General features: G+C 46.9%; 1 protein-coding gene. It reads right to left on the reverse strand.

Annotated features, from left to right (window positions below):
* Positions 1 to 126: 126 nt before the first annotated feature.
* Positions 127 to 369 (reverse strand): amidohydrolase family protein (locus tag ACO0LB_RS20655; RefSeq protein ID WP_423052595.1); only part of this gene is annotated, 243 nt, incomplete at its 5' end.

Here is a 369-nt window from a genome sequence, read left to right on the forward strand (position 1 = left end):
GATAGTGAGTTATCTGTTCTGATCATCATGAACATAAAGCGACTGGCGCAACAACTACCTCACTAATTAACCAGCTAACTAAGCGGACGCAGTTGTAGGTAGGTTGATTGAGCGAATCTGATGAGATTACCTGATCACCGCGCCAGCTTTCATCACCCATTTAACTCTTTCTAACTCAGTCACATCTTTTAACGGATTGCCATCCACTGCAATCATGTCGGCAAATTTTCCGACATCAATCGAGCCGACCTGATCTTCCCAGCCAAGTAGCTGTGATGCGTTGACGGTCGCTGATCTGAACGCCTGAATTGGCGTCAAGCCGAGTTGCACATAAACAGCAAACTCTCTCGCATTGAGTCCGTGCGGATA

Origin of the sequence: Undibacterium sp. SXout7W, from assembly GCF_049339385.1 — a bacterium.
In the GTDB taxonomy this organism is placed as follows: Bacteria; Pseudomonadota; Gammaproteobacteria; order Burkholderiales; family Burkholderiaceae_D; genus Undibacterium.